At 67.7% G+C, this 17,247-nt stretch carries 11 protein-coding genes and 3 pseudogenes; 4 read left to right on the forward strand and 10 right to left on the reverse strand.

Annotated features, from left to right (window positions below):
• Positions 1-2: 2 nt before the first annotated feature.
• From ACFYV1_RS13250 to ACFYV1_RS13265, 4 genes are all read right to left on the reverse strand, one after another.
• Positions 3-8,306 (reverse strand): DNRLRE domain-containing protein, encoded by an 8,304-nt coding sequence (locus tag ACFYV1_RS13250; RefSeq protein ID WP_389395577.1) that lies wholly within the window; start codon positions 8,304-8,306, stop codon positions 3-5.
• A gap of 450 nt (positions 8,307-8,756) precedes the next feature.
• Complete coding sequence (locus tag ACFYV1_RS13255) at positions 8,757-10,043, reverse strand: M64 family metallopeptidase (RefSeq protein ID WP_389395578.1); 1,287 nt, start codon at positions 10,041-10,043, stop codon at positions 8,757-8,759.
• Between the two features lie 392 nt (positions 10,044-10,435).
• Positions 10,436-11,383 (reverse strand): DUF3152 domain-containing protein, encoded by a 948-nt coding sequence (locus tag ACFYV1_RS13260; protein WP_389395579.1) that lies wholly within the window; start codon positions 11,381-11,383, stop codon positions 10,436-10,438.
• A 370-nt stretch (positions 11,384-11,753) separates the two neighbouring features.
• Entirely contained in the window at positions 11,754-12,062 is a 309-nt protein-coding gene (locus tag ACFYV1_RS13265; RefSeq protein ID WP_389395580.1) for a hypothetical protein, read from the reverse strand.
• 109 nt (positions 12,063-12,171) lie between these two features.
• Between ACFYV1_RS13265 and ACFYV1_RS13270 the strand changes: the two genes are divergently transcribed.
• Together ACFYV1_RS13270 and ACFYV1_RS13275 are read left to right on the forward strand one after the other, a co-directional pair.
• Positions 12,172-12,597, forward strand: coding sequence for a hypothetical protein (locus ACFYV1_RS13270; protein WP_389395581.1), 426 nt, complete (start codon positions 12,172-12,174; stop codon positions 12,595-12,597).
• A 252-nt stretch (positions 12,598-12,849) separates the two neighbouring features.
• On the forward strand, positions 12,850-13,455 hold the full coding sequence (locus ACFYV1_RS13275) for a dihydrofolate reductase family protein (protein WP_389395582.1): 606 nt from the start codon (positions 12,850-12,852) through the stop codon (positions 13,453-13,455).
• Between the two features lie 513 nt (positions 13,456-13,968).
• On the opposite strand, the gene ACFYV1_RS13280 is transcribed toward ACFYV1_RS13275, so the two are convergent.
• From ACFYV1_RS13280 to ACFYV1_RS13290, 3 genes and pseudogenes are all read right to left on the reverse strand, one after another.
• On the reverse strand, positions 13,969-14,403 hold the full coding sequence (locus ACFYV1_RS13280) for a hypothetical protein (protein ID WP_389395896.1): 435 nt from the start codon (positions 14,401-14,403) through the stop codon (positions 13,969-13,971).
• Between the two features lie 160 nt (positions 14,404-14,563).
• Positions 14,564-14,818 (reverse strand): annotated as a pseudogene (locus tag ACFYV1_RS13285) (nitronate monooxygenase); the annotation flags it as partial.
• Positions 14,819-14,911: 93 nt separating this feature from the next.
• Positions 14,912-15,208: an Imm1 family immunity protein gene (locus ACFYV1_RS13290; protein WP_389395583.1), complete on the reverse strand. Its 297-nt coding sequence runs from the start codon at positions 15,206-15,208 to the stop codon at positions 14,912-14,914.
• Positions 15,209-15,332: 124 nt separating this feature from the next.
• Between ACFYV1_RS13290 and ACFYV1_RS13295 the strand changes: the two genes are divergently transcribed.
• Positions 15,333-15,470: a hypothetical protein gene (locus ACFYV1_RS13295; protein WP_389395584.1), complete on the forward strand. Its 138-nt coding sequence runs from the start codon at positions 15,333-15,335 to the stop codon at positions 15,468-15,470.
• Positions 15,471-15,700: 230 nt separating this feature from the next.
• Here ACFYV1_RS13295 and ACFYV1_RS13300 read toward each other — a convergent pair whose 3' ends face one another.
• On the reverse strand, positions 15,701-16,165 hold the full coding sequence (locus ACFYV1_RS13300; protein ID WP_389395585.1) for a hypothetical protein: 465 nt from the start codon (positions 16,163-16,165) through the stop codon (positions 15,701-15,703).
• Between ACFYV1_RS13300 and ACFYV1_RS13305 the strand changes: the two are divergent.
• Positions 16,082-16,291, forward strand: a pseudogene (locus ACFYV1_RS13305) (transposase family protein); the annotation flags it as partial. The gene ACFYV1_RS13300 and the pseudogene ACFYV1_RS13305 overlap by 84 nt on opposite strands.
• Positions 16,292-16,528: 237 nt before the next feature.
• Here ACFYV1_RS13305 and ACFYV1_RS13310 read toward each other — a convergent pair.
• Both ACFYV1_RS13310 and ACFYV1_RS13315 read right to left on the reverse strand, forming a co-directional pair.
• Positions 16,529-16,831: a hypothetical protein gene (locus ACFYV1_RS13310; RefSeq protein WP_389395586.1), complete on the reverse strand. Its 303-nt coding sequence runs from the start codon at positions 16,829-16,831 to the stop codon at positions 16,529-16,531.
• A gap of 99 nt (positions 16,832-16,930) precedes the next feature.
• Positions 16,931-17,197: pseudogene (locus ACFYV1_RS13315) on the reverse strand (RHS repeat-associated core domain-containing protein); the annotation flags it as partial.
• Positions 17,198-17,247: the final 50 nt, after the last annotated feature.

Genomic DNA, 17,247 nt, shown 5'->3' on the forward strand with positions numbered 1-17,247 from the left:
CGTCAGAATCCCTTCTCGTAACCAGTCCAGTAGGAATTCTCGATCATCGAGTTGAACCGGGGAATGTCCTTCTGTGGGATCACCCACTCGTATTCCACGGCCCCTCGGGAATTCTCGTGCCGCTGCCGGTACTGCGAGGCCGGGAACTCCGCCTCGAACTCCGGCTTCATCACGTATTCCCAGTAGCCGTTCTCGTAGCCGGGCTGACCGGCGTACTGCTCGGCCACCCCGCGGCTGCCGCCGACATAGGCCGTTCCCTCGTGCCGTCCGTGCTGCCCGTGGGCGGAGACGACGAGGCCGTTCTTGGTGGCGGCCTTCTGGCCGGCGTGCGGCGCCCGGAAGAGCGACGTGCCCTCACCCGGCTCCTTCTGCCGCTTGGGCCTCTCGGGCGCGGGCTGAGGCTTCGGCGCCGGCTTCTTCTTCTGCGGCATCGAGCCCGGGCCCGGCTTGGCCGGACTCGGCTTCCTGGTCACCAGGTCGGCGACCATGCTCGGCAGGGTGTACGTCCACTTGTCCGTGTTGTAGCCGTGGCCCGCCGCCCAGTTGTCGAACTGGTTGCCGTAGTCGCAGCCCGGGCTTCCCGGACCGCCGCCGTTGCGGCAGTCGCTGTCGAACGGCCAGGCGAAGTACTCCGCCGTGTGCGGCACGTTCGAGACCAGCCCGTAGAACACCTCACCGGTGCCCATGTACAACCCGTGGGCCTTGTCCCCGATGGCGTCCGCGGCGTCCTCGCACCAGTCGATGCCGAAGCAGTGGCCGTCGAGTTCGACGTTGCTGACCGGGTTGCCGCCACCGAAGGCGTACCGGTTCCCGGTGAAGGGATCGGAACCGAGCCGCATGTCGTCCAGGGCGCCGTTGTACATGTCCCGGGTGGTGAAGCGGTTCAGACCGGGGCTGTAGTCGCGGAAGCCCATGTCGTACGTGCCGGACGCGGCGTCCCAGCGCTTGGAGTTGAAGCGGTAGGGGTTGTACGCCTCCTTGTCGGGCTGGGCGGTGTCGGGCTTGTCGATGCCGGTGAACTCGGACTTGTCGTCCGACCCGTAGACCGTGTAGCCGTAGGTCGCCTTGGTGTCGCCGGCGGCGTCGGTGATGGTCTCGGTGTCGGCGTGGCCGTTGTAGCCGAAGACACCGAGTTCCTCGGTCCCGCCGGTGTTGTGCTTGAGCTGCGAGAGCCGCTCGCCCCACGGCGAGTACTGGTAGGACTTGGTGACCGCGCCGGCCACCGACTCGCTCAGCACCTCACTGCTCGTGCCGAGGTAGTTGTACTCGGTGGTCTTGCCGTCCGCGGTCTTGGTCGACGTGCGGTCCAGCGGGTCGAAGGCATAGGTGGTGACCTTCGACGTGCCGTCGCCCTGCAGCTTGGTGTGCTTGACCACGTGGTCGAAGCCGTCGTAGTCGCTGTCCTCGACCGTCTTGCCGAGCGAGGTGACGGTGTCGAGCCGGCCGAAGGCGTCGTAGTTGTACTCGGCCGTGACACCGCCCGTGGTGGCGCGGGTCAGCCGGTTCCTGTCGTACCCGTAGACCGTCTCGGTGCCTCTGACGGTCGAGCGGATCACATTGGCGTTGTCGTCGTGGACGTAGCTCTCGGTACCGGCGCCGTTGCCGGTCTTGGTGACCTGCCGGATCCGGTCGACCGGGTCGTAGGTGTACGCGGAGCTCGACTCGAGGTACGCCGCGTGGTCGTCGGCGTTCATCTTCTTCGCGACGTCCTGCGCCCGGTTGCCGTTGGCGTCGTAGGCGTAGGTGTGCGAGGAGACGAGGGTGCCGTTCGACTTCTTCTCGGTCTGGGACTTCTCGGCGCCGTTGAGGAAGTACGTGAAGTCGACCGTGTTGCCGTTGGCCTTGGTCTCCTTCAGCGTCTGCCCGCGGTCCGTGTAGGTGTAGTCCGTCACGTGCAGGCTGGTGTCCGAGGCGGACTTGCCGACCTTCACCGTCTTGACCAGGTCCCGCAGGTCGTACACGTACTGCGAGAACTGGTCGTTGTGGGTGACGCTCTCGACCAGGCCGTTGACGTCGTAGGTGTAGGAGGTGGCCTTCTTCTCCTGCCCGGTGAGCGCCTCCGTGACCTTCAGGACCTGGTTCTGCCCGGTGTAGGTCATCGTGTACGCGTCGACCTTGGCACCGAACGAGGTGTCGTCGATCGACGTCGTGTTGCCGTTGACGTCGTAGGCGTACGCGAAGGACTTGCGCTCGGTCCCCGCCGACGGCGCGTCGGTACGGGTCTTCAGCGACCCGTCCGGCCAGTAGGCGGTGTTCTGGACCCGGGTAGCGGTGCCACCCGCCGACGTCAGCGTGCGCTTCGTCTGGCGGCCGTCGTCGTCGTACTCGTACGCCGTGCGGATGTCCCACGGGTCGGTCGAGGTACGGACCTGCCCGTTGTCGAAGTAGGTGTAGTCGGTGTCGTTGCGCGCCGTCTCACCGTCGGACGGCGGGGCGGAGACCTTCTTCACCCGTCCGACCTCGTCGTACACGGTGAGCGTGTACACGTTCGGGTCGTTGTGGCGGCTGTCGGCCGGGTCGTACGGCTGGAACTGCTTGACCGGCCGGTTGAGCTTGTCGAACTCGGTGCGGTGGACGAAGTCGTCCGCCGTGCCCGTCGTGTTCACACCACGCGGGGTGATCACCTTGACGACGTTGCCGACCTCGTCGTACTCGGTCCTGGTGGTGCGGATCGTGGTGCCCTCGTACGGCACCCGCTTCTCGACGGCCTTGCCACGCTCGTCGTAGAACATCTCGCTCTTGTTGCGCTCCCGGTCGGTCACCTCCTTGACCAGGGAGTCCTTGTCGTAGGTCCGGGTGGTGTACTTGCCGGCCGCGTCGGTGACGCGGATCACACGGTGGTTCAGGTCGTAGGCCGTCTTCGTGGTGAAGTCGGTCGTGTCGGCGGTGGCGTTCTTCTTGGGGTCTGTGACCGTGACCACGTTGCCGACGTTGTCGTACTCGTAGCTGACCTTGTCGCCCTTGGCGTTGACGACGTCGGCGAGCTGGTAGACGGCGTCGTAGTTGTTGGTGGTGACGTAGTCGGTGGCGTCCGAGGTGGTGGCGACGCCCTTCGGCTCGGTCGTGGTCCTGAGATTGCCGACCGTGTCGTAGGTGTAGACCGTCCGGCGTCCGGTGGTGTTGTTGTCCGGGTCGGTCGCCTCGGAGACCTGGTCCGCCGCGTCGTACACCGCCTGGGAGACGGCGCCCGCGGGCGAGGTCGACCGGGTGACGTTGTCGTTCGCGTCGTACACCGGGGCCGGGGAGGTGATGAAGACGCCGGCCTTCTGGTCCTTGGGCGCCTTCCTCACCAGCGGACGGCCGAAGACGTCGTACGTCTGCGTGGTGGTGAGCTTCCGGCTCTCGGTCGAGAGCACCTGGTCGACCTGGGTGACCTGACCGCGCTCGTCGTAGACGTATTCGGTGACGTGGCCCTCGGCGTCGGTGATCGTCCTCGGGTACCCGTTGGGGTCGTAGCCCGCGTTGAGGGTCACGTTGCCGTTGGCGTCGATGTCCTTGGTCGGCTGACCGTGGGCGTCGTACTCGTACGAGGACGTGTAGTCACCGGCCGTCGCGGTGGAGACACCCTTGGGGTCGGTGACCGTCGTCAGGTTGCCGAAGGTGTCGTAGCCGAACTGCCACTTGCGGCCCTCGGGCGAGGTCTTGGTGAACAGGTCGGCCGCGAATCCGTCCACGCGGGTCTGGTAGGTGTACTTCGTGGAGCCCGGCAGAGCGCCGTCGTTGGCCGGGTCGCAGAAGTACGTGGCCAGCAGCTGCTCGGACGACCAGGACTTGGTCGTCTCGGGGTCCCACTCGCGCAGCGGGAAACCGGTCTTGGGGTCGTAGCAGTACGCGGACTTGGCGCCGTTCGGCTCCTCCAGATAGGTGACGTTGTTGTCCGCGTCCCAGTTGAGCTTGGTGGTCTCCGACTTGGCGTTGGTGATCTGCACCTGCCGCCCGAAGTCGTCCAGCACGTAGTCGGTGGCGCGCGACTCGGCGTCGGTGACCTTGGTGTCGGTGAACTTCGGGTTCGCGGCGTTCACCTTGTACGTGAAGCCGGTGTTGTGGTTCAGACGGTCGGTGATCGTCTTGCTCCACCAGTGGTACTTCGGGTCGTCGCCGGTCTGCGGCGCGTAGTACGCCATGCCGGTCGAGTTGCCGCGCGGGTCGGTGACCTTGACCAGCTTGACGTTCTTGTTCCCCTGCGTGGCGTCGTAGGTGAACTTGAACACCTTGGGCTGCGACGAGCCCACACCGTCGGTGAACCGGGCCAGGAGGCCCTTGTCCGTGTAGTAGAAGGCGATCGTGCGGCCCGAGATGTCCGTCATGGACTTCACGTGGTCGTAGATCTTGGAGTTGGTCAGGTTCGAGCCGGTGACCTTCGCGCCCGTGTCGTCGATGTACTCGTAGCTGTCGTCACCCTTGTTGTAGTAGTCGACGGTGAGCGACTGACGGCCGGCCGGGTCGGTGATGTACTTGAGGAACTTGGTCGGCTTGTTGTTGGACTTCCGCTCCTCGTACGTGAACTTCTGTGTGTTCCCGTTCCGGTCCACGGTCGACGTCATGTAGCCGTCACAGCCGAAGAGGAAGCGGGTGCCGTCGGGGCGGGTGAGCGTCCAGGCGTCCGGGACCGGGTCCTTGGTCGGCTTGCAGTCCAGGCCCGACTTCATCGTGACCTTGTAGTGGACGCCCGCCGGGGCCTTCCAGGTGCCGTCCTCCTGTTTGCGGAAGACGTGCGTGGTGCCGTCACCGTCCGGGAGACGGATCTCTGTCGGGTTCGGGTTGGGGTGGAAGTCCAGCGGCGCGCCGAGCCGGATGGGGCCGGCGGCCTGCATCGACCAGCCGTGGCCGGCGACCGTGTCCGAGGTGTCCTGGGAGTTGTAGGCGAACCGGGCGAAGGTGCTCAGCCCGCGTCCCGGGTTGGTGAACGCGTTGTACTGCCAGACGCTGTTGCCCGAGGCCAGGTTGTTCATGACCGTCGAGCCGGCGCCGGTGTTCTTGCCGGTGTAGGAGTAGAACTTCTCCATGCCCAGCTGGTTGGAGGTGGGGTCCTCCACGGCGACGTTCTGCTTCAGCGGCGGGATGCCACCGGTACCGGCGGACAACCAGCTGCCGTCGGCGATCTTGCGGACGTCCCAGCCCAGCACGTACTCGTTCCGCTTGTTGCCCGAGTCCGAGTTGATCGGGGTCGCGACCTTGGCCTGGATCGTGGCCGACTTGCCCGGCAGCAGCGCCGGGATCGCCGTCTCCAGCTGATTGCCGCCGGTCGTCACGTCCGTGCCGTCGGGGAGCTTCCAGGTGTAGGACAGCTCCCGCTCACCCGCCGCCCACGCGCTGGACGTGGTGTTGGTGACCGTGAACTCCACCGTGTACGTGGTGTTCGGCGTCATCCGCGACGGGGTCGTGGGCGCGTAGTACGTGTCCTCCGTCGTGGAGTCCACGTAGATGACCTGCATGTACGGGCGCAGCTGCGGGTCCGCGGCCTCGGCGGACAGGAACAGCGTGCGCTCCTGCGGGCCGGTGGACGACTCGTCCTTCAGCTTGACGGCGACGCCCTTGTTGCCGGTGGGGGTCTTGACCCAGCTCTGCATCAAGCTGGTCGCGTCCCACCAGTGACGCCCGACGTCGGACATGTTCGCCACGGTGTCGGAGACGGTGGCGGACATGTCACCGCCCGCCGTGGTCCACGCGGTCGTGGAGTTCGCGTTGTTCCAGGTGGCCTGGGTCTCGGTGAAGTCCCGGGTCATCGGGTGGAGTTCGTAGATCGCACCGTTGGTCCCGGTGGTGGTCTCCGCGCCCCACATGTACATCTTGTTCTCGAGCACCGTCGCGGTGGTCGGAATGCCGGTGGTGGGGAACTTGAGCACCGCACGCGTCTTGCCGTAGGTGCCCGAGTTGTTGCCGACACTCAGCCACTTCTGGCCCACGCCCCAGGACTGGATGGTGTCCTGGTTCGTCGTGGGCTGCTGCGAGGAGAGCGTGGTGTCGGTGACGCCGCCCTGGCTGCCCTGGATGATCCTCATCGTCCGGCCGGCCTTGGGAATGCCCACCACACGCGTCGGTGACCCGAGCAGCTGACCGCTTTGCGTCTTGACCGCCAGCTGGTAGAAGTACGACTTCCCGATCTCGGCCGAGGACGAGTCGGGGGTCGGCACCGCCGTGGTGTCCGTGTAGGCGGTCACGGCCTTGTCGATCGGCGCGATCAACGTCGCCGCCGACGGCGTGAACACCTGCTGCGTGGAGCGGTGCAGCTGGTACTCGACGATGTCCAGGCCCGTGTCGCCCGTGGAGTTGGCGTACGCCGCCCAGGACAGTTCCGGGCCCGTCGAGTGCACCACGGTCGGCGAGTTCAGCTCGGTGCCGACGGTGCCGTAGGTGACGGTCAGGCGCGGCAGGGACGAGGTCTCGCCGCCGTAGTAGCCGTCACCGGCCTCGTAGCGGGGACCGCCGGTCGGTGTGCCGGCCAGCGTGTCGTCCTTGGCCTGGAGCACGAAGCCGTGGTTGGCGGCCGTGCCCGAGACCCACTTCTGGACGGTGTCGGTGACCGGGAACCTGTGCCACTGGTTGTACTCGCCCTTGTTCTTCACGATCTGGGCGGGGTTCACCAGGCGGATGGAGTCGGCCAGGGTACGGGTGGTGGAGCTGCCCGTGTCACCGAGGACGATCTTGCCCGCGTTGCCCTTGGAGAAGTAGCGCTGCGTCGCGTCCAGCGTCTTCCAGACACCGCCGGTGCCGGTCTGGTTGACGGTGTAGCTGTTCGTGCCGTCCCGGTGCGTCACCGTGTACGGCGCGGCGGTCGCCGCGTCCGACGCGGCCGGGTAGTGCACGTCGACCCGGTAGCTCGCCGTCTCGTGGATCCGCGGCTGCCAGGTGTACGACTCACCCGTGGCGGTGTTCTTGTTGTACGCGTAGTCGTCGTTGGTCGCGGCACCGCCGGTCGTGGTGCCCCTCGGCCACTCGCCGACCGCCGCCGTGCCCGTGTCGCCGTCATCGACCTGCACGGTCGTGCCGGACAGCTCGCCGACCAGTGCACTGGTGTTGGACCAGGTCGCCGTCGACTCGTCCCACGCCCCGGTCGCCCGGTGCGCCTCCATCGTGACGTCGTTGCCGTTGGTGGTGTGCGACTGGTCGAAGTACATCTCCAGCCGCGCGGCGTCGATCTTCGTACCGGCCGGGATCTCGTCCAGCGGGAACTTGATCAGCGACCGCGAGATGCCGGTGTCCGTCTTGCCCGCCGACAGCTTCCAACTGTTGTTGAAGTTCACGCCCGGCTGGTCGGACAGGACCATGGTGTCCTGCGAGGCCGACGCGTCCGGAGTGATCGTGATCGTCGGATCGATCCTCACCGGGTACTGGCGCTGCTTCGCCGCCAGCCACTTCGCGTCCGGCGTGACCCGGATCTTCCAGCCCTTGCCGTCACGGACCAGCTGCTGGCGCACCTGGGTGCTGTACTCGTACCCGTACGGCGACGACGCCGACTTCTTCGCGTCGGTCATGAAGGCGGCGGGAATCACCATGACGGGCGTGTTCGGCAGCTCGCCGAACAACGCGATCGAGCCGTCCTTGCGCGCCTTGGGCGTCAGACCGCCCGCATCGAGGGTGAAGGTGTACGACACCGGGCCCGAAGGGGCCTCGGCGAGCACGATGTTCTCCTTCACCCGCCCAGGGCCGACCCGGTACTCCAGGTCCGCGCCGCCCGGCGCCACGTCCTTGTAGACGACGGTGTCGCCCTTGGCCGTCGGCACGACGCCCTTGGCCGCGCCCTCGAGCCCGAGGGTGACCGCCGGTCCGTCCGCGCCGGCCTGGAACTTCAGCAACCGGCCGTCGGAGGCGTCCGCACCGAACCAGCTGCGGGCGGTGTTGGACGTGTTGGCGAAGCCGAAGCCCTTCGCGTCGGTCGCGGTGACCGTGGTGTCGATCGGCTTCCAGGACTTCCCTGCCCGGTAGTCCACGGGCTCCGCCGACAGCTCGGCCTGCACCTGCCCGTCCGACATCTGCCAGAACCGCGCCTGCGGCGTACGCCGCTCGGTCAGCTCCTTGACCCGCTGCGCGGGGGGCAGCTTCTCGCCCTTCGGAAGCTTCTCGCGGCTGGGAATCTCCAGCCTGCCGCCGACCGGCGGCTTCGCGGCGTCGCCTGCCCCGTCCTCGTCCTCGTCCGAGAACCAGCCCGCTATCGTGTCGATGACGCCCTTGCCGTCGCCCTTTTCGGACGCGGACGGTGGGGCCGCATACGCGACCTGCGGCAGCAGCGTTCCCGCCACCGCCGACACCACCAAACAGGAGATATATCTCCCGTAGGGGATTTTCACCTCAATACCTTTCCGCATCGGCGGGCCGGACCCCGTACACGAAAAGGACCTCCGTACACGGGAAATCGGCATGCCGAACGAGCCCGCCGACGGTTTTCGGCGGGCCTGAAGCAATGCCGCACCCGCACACTCGCAGCTGCGGCGCGCGCATTATGGATCAGTGAGGTGATGACGCGTCAACGGATTTCCCATAAAGGGATATTGGCGTCACGGGACGTTCGTCCGCGTTCTGCCGCGCATGTGCTTCCCGGGCCTCTTCCGGCCCGCTCCCGGCCCGCTCCCGGCCCGCTCCCGGCCCGCTCCCGGCCCGCTCCCGGCCCTTGCCGCGCCTGTGTCCGGCCGCGTCCCCGCAGCGTCCTGGCAGCTGATGGAGCCAGGGCCCGTCTGTCCGACGACGGGCCCTGGCTCCGTGCGCGGGGCGGCGGGGTGCAGCCGCCCCGAGCGCCCACCGGACGGCTGCACCGTGAGTCAGGGGATGTCGTACCCCAGCGTGTAGGCGCCGGAGCCGGATGCGGCGCGGACCCGGTAGAGGTAGTAGCCGGCGCTGCCCTGGTAGGTGAGTCCGCCGGCTGTACCGCCCGTGGCGACCGTCTGCCAGCTGCTGCCGTTCCAGCGCATCAGCTCGAGGGTGAAGCCGCTGCCGTCCGGGCCGTCGAGGCAGGCCCGGTGGGTGCCGGCGGCGGCCTGGAAGTAGTTGCCGTCGGGCTGGTACTCGTAACCCCCCGCCGAGAGACTGCCGGTGCGGGTGTACTCGTGGGGTGTGCAGCCCGTGCCGGGGTCGCCGCCGTCTCCGTCGGAGATGTGCGCGGCGATGGCGCGGTCCATGACGTCGAGGCCGATGAGGTTGAAGGGCTTGTTGATGTTGCGCATCAGCGAGTCCTGCGAAGGCCGGTAGATCCCGTACTCGTACTGCGCACCGCCCTGGAACGTGCTGATGGTGCCGCCGTCGGGTGTCTGACGGCCCAGGTAGGAGGCCCACTTGGCACCGGAGCTGTCGCGGGTGACGTTCGGCGCGGACGGTTCACCGCCGGTGTAGGTCGTGCCGGGGGTGTAGTACTCGTCCTGAAGCCCGCCCACCGAGTGGCCGAGTTCATGGATGGCGATCCGAGCGGCGGCCTCGTTGCCGCCCGCCACGGTGGCCAGGCTCGTGTAGCCCGCGCCGCCGTACTTGGTGGTGTTGCCGACGGCCAGGATCGCGTCCACGCCCGGCGCCTGCGCGGCGTACGCCTCGGCCTTCGACACGTTCAGACAGAGCAGCCGCTCGATGCCGCCGCAGTAGAAGCCCATGTCGAGTGCGGTGTCACGGTAGATGCCCTGGTAGGGGTCGTGGTCCACGCCGGACTGCGGGGAGACGACGCCCACCAGCCAGACGTTGACGGACCCGCGATGCCTGCTCCACGGCTCGGTGGCCGCGATCTGGGCCCACTGCTCCTCGGCGTGGCGCCGCAGCGTCGCCGACTCGGCGGCCGTGTAGCCGTCGCCGACGATGACCATGTCGAACCGGTCGGAGGACGGGCCGGTGTCCTGGATGGGGATCACCTCGGCCGCCGCGGCCGCCGCGAACTCCCGTGCGTTCGGGGCGGGTTGTGCCTGCGCGGGTATGCGCTTGCGGGTGATGGAGCCGTCCGGCGAGTACACCTCCCGCAGTTCGGTGCGCGGGGGCGGCTCGGCGGACGCCGGACCGGCGGGGAGGGCGGCGAGCCCGGCGGCGAACAGCGCGGCCAGGGCGAGCAGGGCAGGACTTCTCCGACGCATGGGCGTCTCCCTGTGGGGGTGGGGGGAAGGGCGGGGCACGCGGCCCGGCGACGGGGACGGGCGCGTGCCGCGGTCACGCTAGCGACACGACGCGAACATGACAATGCCGTTCCGGCTCGACGGACCACCTCGGCCGGAACGACGCCGGGCCGGCCGGAACGGTGCCGACTGAACCCCCGGCGGCCGAACGGCCGGAACGGTGCCGGCTTCCGGGCGGACGGCCCGGGAACGGCATCCACCGGCCGGAACCTGACGAGGCCCGCACGGAACACTTCCGCAGCACCGCCGCGTCCGCCGCGTCCGGCAGATCCGCCGCGTCCGCCGCGTCCGGCAGATCCGCCGCGTCCGCCGTGTCCGGCAGATCCGCCGCGTCCGCCGCGTCGTCCGGCGGATCACGGAACCGCGGGACCGCCGATGTAGTCCCCCGACCGGGTGTAGGGCCAGGCATTGGCGACGCAGCCCTTCAAACCCTTGATCTGCTGCATCATCGCCGGGGCGGGTTCGCCCGGCCCGGGGCAGGTCTCATGGCCCCGGCCGATGCCGTGGCCGACCTCGTGGTTGATGATCAGCGCCCGGTACTCGCCGATGGGCCCGTCGAACTCCGGTGAACCGTGCACCCAGCGCTTGAGGTTGACGACCACGTTCTCCCCGACGCGGCAGTTCACCTCGCCCCTGGTCTGCAGCCCGGCGGCCCCGCAGATCCGGTCGACCGTACCCGGCGTCGAAATCTTCACCGCCAGGTCGTACGAGCCGGAACTCACCAGCCGGAACGAGTGCACACCGTCCCGGGTCCAGCCACGCTCGTCGCCGAGGATCGCGGAGACCTCGGCCGCCGCCTCGCGCGCGCTGATGTCGATGCCGTCCTCGACCAGCACCTTGTAACGCATCACCTTGCCGCCGGCGCCGACGGCCGCGCCCGCCGCGTCGGCCGTGGTGAACGTGCCGGGGCCGGTCGCGGGAACGGCGATCAGCTTCTCCTTCTCCGCAGACGGCGACGGCGAGGGTGACGGCGACGGACTGGCCTTCGGGGACGGGCTGCTCTTGAGAGACGGGCCGGAGCTGCTGCCCCCGGACACCCCGGCGTCCGGTTCGGCCACGAGCGGACGGGCGGTGTACTCGGCCGCCGAATCGCTACGGGTGTCCTGCCAGTGCGCGACAGCCGCTCCCCCGCCCAGGGTCGCGAGTACGCATATGCCGATCGCCACGCCGCGGGCCGCGCCACGGCTGCCCGCACGTCCGCGGCTGCCCGCCCGTCTGCGGCCGCCCGCGGGTTCACGGCGTCTCCGACCGCCCCCTGCGGACTGGGCCGACCTGCGCCGACGGGGTGCTTGCCGACCCACGGCAGACCTTTCTCCCTGGCTGTGCGGCGCTGCGCCGACACCCTGCGGTGCGGCGGGCCGACAACGACTTCGTACGGGTGGCTGACCGGTCGCCCCGCCACCGGCCCACGGAACGGGTCCCCCCTGGCCGATCGGAGCCGTAACACGCCCCACCCTGTCCAGGAAAGCTTTATCCGCACAAACATACGACGGTCAAACCGGCGGACCAACGTGACATATCTCGCGCAACCCGCCGCGCGCCGGGAGCATCCGGCGCGAGGCGGGAAGATCCGCCCGCTGCCCACGTCCACGCGCGCCGCCCACCCCTTGGCAGGCGAGTCGTCCCCAGACTATGGAGAGGCACTGACACAGCCGTCCCCCGGTCGACGGCTCACGGAGCGTACGGAGAGCCGAAAGGGCTCGGCACCTGCGTCCAGACGGCCACCATCAGCCCCAGATGCACGAGGCACAGCACCAGGGCGCCGCGCCACCTGCGGGCCACCACGGCTGTCGCGGCGAGGAAAACCGCGGACGCGACCAGGCAGAAGAAGGCGCCGGCCGCCGTGTCGGGATCGCTGGTGGGAGTCGTCCGCGCGCCCATGGCGGGCAGGGCGAGCGCGAGCGCGCACAACGCGACGGCGTACAGGGCAACCGCGCACGCGCCGCGCAACAGGGTGCTCCTGATCCTTCGGGCCAGCATGATGTCCGTGTGCGGCACCCCTTCCACGAGAGCCGCCGCAGCCGTCGGAGCCGCCTTGGCCGCCTGACAACCAGCCACAGCCGTTGATGAGCGCCGAGGAGTCGACCAGATGCCCCGAAAGTCCGACCACACCCTGATCATCGGCTCCCACCCCCGCGACGACGTCTGGCGCTCGTGGAGAAAGGACGGGCACGACCGGTCCGGCATCGCCCGTATCTTCGCCGACGGCGCCCACGGAACGATACCCACCCCTGACAGCGAGGCAGCCGGGCAGGTGGAACTCTACGACCTCCGGACCGCGGTGCTGGAACCAACACCGGGTCGGACCTTCACAGTCGTGATCGAAGCCGGTTACGACGGCGAGGCGTTCACGAAGACGGCCGTCTTCAGGATCACCGGCGACGAGGCCGACGTCACGACCGTGACGGTGGGCCCCGGAGTGACCACCGAGTCGGGGCGATGGGGCCGTAGGCGCCACGGCGGCTTCGAGTTCGGCGTCCTCGTCATGGGCGCGGTGGTGGTGGCCGAGCCGTGACTGGCCCGCGCTCCGGGCCCGTCACAGTCCGCACCCGTAGTACGCCCTGACAAGTGCCGGTATGTGGCGGTGGACCGGCCGACTGCCCCTGCGGCCAGTCGATGAAGCAGGGGCCTCCGAAGCAGCGCCGCTGCGGCGACCTGATCGGCTGCGGCAAAACGGGTTCTCTCGTCGCTCCACAGCGCGTCCGATGAGTTTGCGGCTCCCGGCGGGTCCAAGCTCGTGACACCCCAGGCAACGAAAGGGCGCACCATGCCGGAACTTCTGGTCGACTTCATCACCTCCCTCGACGGCTGCGCATCGGGAGAGGGATGGCCCGGGTTCTGGGGCCTCGAAGGTCCGGAGTACCTCGCATGGCTCGGCGAGCAACCCAAGGCCACCTACCTGATGGGCGCGAACACCTACCGCCTGATGTCGGGCTTCGCCGCAGGCGATGTCCCCGATGGCCAGGACGAGTTCAGGCCCGAGGAAGAGGCGTCCGTGGACGAACTCACGCAAGCGTCCAAGGTGGTGTTCTCCTCCTCACTCGAGGAGCCACTGACCTGGGCCAATTCCAAGCTCGTCCGCGACGACGCCGTCGAGGCGGTCCGCGCCATGAAGTCGAGCGGCTCGGGGCTCCTGAGCACGATCGGCAGCCTCAGCCTGTGCCGGTCCCTGCTACGCGCCGGCCTCGTCGACCGCTTCCGGGTCGTGATGTTCCCGGTCATCACCGGAGCCACGGGCCAAGAACGCATCTACGACGGCTATCCGGACGTCGCCCTGGAGATGACCGAGCACCGCACCTTCGACGGCCGCATCCAACTGGTCGAGTACAAGCCCCGCGTGCTCGAGCACCCACCGCTCGGCACCCCTGCCTGACGTCCGCCCCGCCCAACGGTCCGGGCGCTGCCAGACCGGCGGACGGCGGGCACGGAACAAGACCTCAAAGCTGCGAACGGCCAACGTCAGGACGCCCGGTCCGTTGTCGCTGCGCCCGACGACCCGGCAGGCGCACGTGGTTGCATCGCTGATCCGCTCGGCGATCGCGGCGAGCCGGCGGGCACAGGCCAGGACACTGGCTGCGGTCGAGGGTCACCAGCCCCCTCAACGGATGACAGAAGCTCCACCTCCGCAAGGCCACCGCAGGTGGCGCACCTCTTCCACCCGCCCGAACGCCAGTCCCGGCAAGGTGCCCTCGGAGACGATGAGGACGCCCGTCGGCTACCGCCTGTGGACCCCTCACACCGTCATCGGTTGCGCCTCTGAACAACAACCCTTTCCGACTCGTCGTTCTTTCCGGAGAGGCGCACGGCCATCCGGACATCAGCGTCTGTCAGCCGATCGGCCATCGCGAAGATTTCATGCACGCCGTTGTTCCCGATGTGCGGTTCCCTACAGGGACATGCCGCAGTACAGGCGTCGTCGCGGCCCGGCGTCGCGGGCGAGTTCGCCGAGGCGTTCGAGGAAGTCGGCCAGGAGCCCTGGGTCCTGCCCGTCACCGTCGTCCGTGCGGATCCATGCTTTGGCGGTTGCCAGCAGGCGCTCCGGGGTGGCCGCTGCGAGGGCGTCGCGGAGGGTGTCCGTGAGCGAGACGAGCCAGGGCCCGTCGTGACCGGGGTCGTTGAGCAGTTCGCAGAAGCGGGGGTCAGCTTCCACTTGCTCCTCGGATACTCCTGTCAGATGGGCTTCGACGGTCCCGAGGAGCAGGTAAGGGTCCGCCCCTTTGAGGCCGAGCGTACCGAATGGGTCCTCCATGCAGTCCTCTTCGAAGAGTGCGATGGCCTGCCTGTCGCCGGTGGCCGCGTAGTAGTCGTAGATGTTTCCCATGGCTGGATCGTGTCAGCACGGAAGGGCGTCGCTCAGGGAATCCGGCGCAAGTCGTACGTGGTGCTGCTGCCCTTGACCGTCTGGCCGATGACGTCGGCGATGTCGTCGTGGACGTAGGTATCCGTCCTCGCCCCAGTGCCGGTGCGTCGACCAGGAACCGGGTGCCGATGTTCACGCCCTCGCCCCCCAGGGCCGGTGCCGCGGCGATGCCCCGGCCGTCGGCGATGCCGCCGGAGGCGAGGACCGGCAGCGGCCGGACGGCGTCGACGACCTGCGGCATCAGCCCCATCGTGCAGACATCGCCGCAGAACCTGCCGGATTCGGGGAGCGCCGGGGAAGGCGCCTCGTCGGCAAGAGGAACACCCTCGCCGGGGTCACCACAACCCAGAACACGGGTGGGCCTCGTCGAGGGCATCCTCGCTGAGGCCCACCCGCACGAAGCCGGCGGGACGGCTCTTGCCGTTCGCTACGCCGGGCCGGGGGTCGCCCGACTGTTGCTACCGGGCGCTCAGAATTCCTCCTCCTGCCATTCGATGCAGATTGGAATCCGACCGCCGTTGCCCAGAAATTCCTTGACCGCCTGGCGGACAAGTTCGATGGGAATTTCCGAGCCGGCCATGAACTCCCTCGAGTGACCGAGGAGCATGTACTCGACCACTCCGCGGTCCATCGAACCCTTCGACGCGAAGTTGCCGTCCTCCGCGAGGGCCAGGACGCCCACCTGGGCAACCTTGTCGAGCCCGACCGCCAACTCATGATCTCGGTACCCCGATGGCAGCGGAGGGCGATCGAGTGAATAGACCACGGCACAATTCCGGTCATGCGGCGGTGGGTCCAGGCTCAGGGGAGCAGCTCCGGGATGGTGGACCAGCGGAGGACGATCAGTGACAGCGTTCCGAGGGAAATCAACCAAGCCGGAAACGATCCGCATGAAGCTGTACCACCTCCCCGCCCGTCTCACCGCCCACGCCCGCCGCCGCACCCTCCACCTCGACCGCACCTGGCCCTGGGCGTCGGCGTTCACCACCGCCTGGCACCACGCGACGAAGCTTTCCGCCGTCACCTGACGACCGGACCCCGCCCCAACGAAGACCAGGAAGGAGGAGCCGCACCACTCCCTCGGGCCCGTTGAACCCGGCGTCACCGCAGCTCATGCGACGGCCCCACGTCCGCACCGGCAAGACGAACCCGGGCAAACCACCGGATCACCTCACACGGTCGGACCGCAGAAGAATCGAGGTCAAACCAGCCAGACTGATCACGTCACAGACGAATCGAGGTCGAAGTCGTGCAGCCGTCACCAGACCCCGATGAGCAAGGTGACTGCAGCGATCACCCAAAAGGATCCACCTATACGAAAAAGGATGATCCAGAAAGGGGTGGCTTCCCTTCCCTGGCTCTTGAAATAAAACTTCTCGATAATCCCCTTGTAGTTGGTCAGGACCAGAAGGCGAAGCATCAGCATGAATGGGGCAAATCCCAGCCTGACGATGGTGTCGTCACTGAATTTCGCAGCAAGGTTCATTTTCATCCATCCATGAGGTCGTAAATCACCGGGTGGCCTGCCGCACCCATAGGATGCGGCAGGACACCCGGAATCAGCAGTGTCTGCGCGCACCACGGCGACAGTCTGATCGACGGGGGCCCTGGACGTGGCCAGTGCCCGGTTGACCGCCGCTACGTACTGCTCGACGGGACGCTCGCCGAGTGCGACCGCGTGGGCGACGGCCGGGCCGACTACTCGCACAAGCACCGACGCCACGGCGTAAACGTGAAGGTCGTGACCGACCCGACCGGGCAGGTGCTGTGGATTTCGCCAGCCTTGCCAGGCCGGTGCCACGACCTGACCGCGGCCCGCGCCCACCGGATCATCCGGATCTGCGAACGCGGGAAGAGCGGCTTGCTACGGAACTCCAACGGGGCACCAGCTTGACCAACGCCTTGACCGAGCCGCGGCCGCCGCTTCTACCGGCAACAGCTTCTGACCTCACGGGCTGTACCGGTAGGACTTGGTCGCCTTCCCCGTCGGCCCAAATGAGGGCCGCCGGATCACCGCTCTTATGGCTGCGGTAATCCGGCGGCGTATGTCTCAGGATCCGATTCCAGCCGGATCACGCTTGCCCATCTACGCATCCGGCCAACGCTCCATTTTGATCACAGCCCTCTCGAATTCGACAGAAAAGAAGGCGGCATCAACGACTTCGTTGCGGTAGTCCCACCAAAGACTCATAACACTTTCAACGGCTTCCTCGAAATCTTCCGCCAAATCCGCCAGACGAAACGGACCAGTTGCGTTTTTCCCCGTCTCGATCATCCACACCTGAGAATTCGCATAGGCCGTTATTGCCCGCCCCGCCAGAGCCGTAACAGGCCATTCAAGGCGATCGCATCCGGCTATCTCAACAAGGGTTCCGAAGTAGTTACCCAAGCCACTCATTGCGCAATTCAATTCAGTTCAATTGGTGACAGGTCGATCCACTTTATGCGCGCGTGCCCGCACGGCAATTCGCCGTGCGGGCACGCGCGGGTTGCCCGTGTACGGGTCCATCGCCAGGCCAATGTCGGCCGGCGCGCCGCCGTACATGTCACGGGTGAGGAACCGGTTCAGACCCGGGTCGTAGTTCCTGAAGCCCATGTCGTAGGTGCCGGAACCGTCGTCGTGACGCGCCGCGTTGTACCGGAAGTCGTTGTACTGCTCCTTCTCCGGGTTCGCAGCGTCCGGCTTGTCCGCGCCGGTGAACTGCTTCTCGTCGTCGGAACCGTACGCCGAGTACCCGTACGTCGCCCTGGTATCGAGGCTGAGGTCCCATCGATCTGATCGATGGGACCTCAGTTGATTTCATT

The sequence above is a fragment of the Streptomyces sp. NPDC003023 genome, from assembly GCF_042888225.1.
GTDB lineage: Bacteria > Actinomycetota > Actinomycetes > Streptomycetales > Streptomycetaceae > Streptomyces.